The sequence below is a fragment of the Actinomadura rudentiformis genome, from assembly GCF_008923185.1.
Classification (GTDB): Bacteria; Actinomycetota; Actinomycetes; order Streptosporangiales; family Streptosporangiaceae; genus Spirillospora; species Spirillospora rudentiformis.
The window spans coordinates 1-1,654 of record NZ_WBMT01000046.1 but is presented as its reverse complement, the minus strand read 5'-3'; the positions used below and the strand labels follow the sequence as shown (position 1 = coordinate 1,654).

At 57.4% G+C, this 1,654-nt stretch carries 2 rRNA genes; both read left to right on the top strand.

Annotation, left to right across the window (positions count from 1 at the left end):
- A 23S ribosomal RNA gene (locus F8566_RS49525) occupies positions 1-1,387 on the top strand; the annotation flags it as partial.
- 148 nt (positions 1,388-1,535) lie between these two features.
- Positions 1,536-1,652: ribosomal RNA gene (gene rrf / locus F8566_RS49520) — 5S ribosomal RNA — on the top strand.
- Positions 1,653-1,654: the final 2 nt, after the last annotated feature.

Below are 1,654 nucleotides of genomic sequence, written 5' to 3'. Positions count from 1 at the left end.
TGATGCCGAGCCGTTTTAGGTGAAGTGAGTGATCCCATGCTGCCGAGAAAAGCCTCTAGCGAGTGTACTGGCGGCCCGTACCCCAAACCGACTCAGGTGGTCAGGTAGAGAATACCAAGGCGATCGGGTGAACTGTGGTTAAGGAACTCGGCAAATTGCCCCCGTAACTTTGGGAGAAGGGGGACCACGTCTGGTGAGGACACGTGCTGTCTGAGCTGGGGGTGGTCGCAGAGGCCAGGGGGAAGCGACTGTTTACTAAAAACACAGGTCCGTGCTAAGTCGTAAGACGCTGTATACGGACTGACGCCTGCCCGGTGCCGGAACGTTAAGAGGACCGGTTAGAGGGACTTGTTTCCTCGAAGCTGAGAATCTAAGCGCCGGTAAACGGCGGTGGTAACTATAACCATCCTAAGGTAGCGAAATTCCTTGTCGGGTAAGTTCCGACCTGCACGAATGGCGTAACGACTTCCCCGCTGTCTCAACCACAGGCCCGGCGAAATTGCAGTACGAGTAAAGATGCTCGTTTCGCGCAGCAGGACGGAAAGACCCCGGGACCTTCACTATAGCTTGGCATTGGCGTTTGGAGCGTCTTGTGTAGGATAGGTGGGAGACTGTGAAGCCGGCACGCCAGTGTCGGTGGAGTCATTGGTGAAATACCACTCTGGTCGTTTTGAGCGTCTAACCCGCACCCATGGATCTGGGTGGGGGACAGTGCCTGGTGGGTAGTTTAACTGGGGCGGTTGCCTCCCAAAGAGTAACGGAGGCGCCCAAAGGTTCCCTCAGCCTGGTTGGCAATCAGGTGGCGAGTGCAAGGGCACAAGGGAGCTTGACTGTGAGACAGACATGTCGAGCAGGTGCGAAAGCAGGGCCTAGTGATCCGGCACCGACGTGTGGAAGTGGTGTCGCTCAACGGCTAAAAGGTACCCCGGGGATAACAGGCTGATCTTCCCCAAGAGTCCATATCGACGGGATGGTTTGGCACCTCGATGTCGGCTCGTCGCATCCTGGGGCTGGAGTAGGTCCCAAGGGTTGGGCTGTTCGCCCATTAAAGCGGCACGCGAGCTGGGTTTAGAACGTCGCGAGACAGTTCGGTCCCTATCCGCTGCGCGCGTAGGAGAATTGAGAGGATCTGTCCCTAGTACGAGAGGACCGGGACGGACGAACCTCTGGTGTGCCAGTTGTCCCGCCAGGGGCACGGCTGGTTGGCTACGTTCGGCAGGGATAACCGCTGAAAGCATCTAAGCGGGAAGCCTGCCTCAAGATGAGTTCTCCCAACCCCATGTGGGTTGTAAGGCCCCCAGCTAGACCACTGGGTTGATAGGCCAGAGATGGAAGCGCGGTAACGTGTGGAGTCGACTGGTACTAATAGGCCGAGTGGCTTGAACACACACAACGTTCAAACCAATCGCTGCACGATGTTCGCGTCCCTGTGTGGTTCCCAGAAAACAAATCGGGAACCGTGACACAACAAAATACCGAGCCAGGCTCGGACGACAAGCTTGCCGGCCCCTGTTTTTGGGGTTGTGCGTTGGTCGTTCGGTGGTTATGGCGAAGGGGAAACACCCGGTCCCATCCCGAACCCGGAAGTTAAGCCCTTCAGCGCCGATGGTACTGCACGGGAGACTGTGTGGGAGAGTAGGACACCGCCGGACAC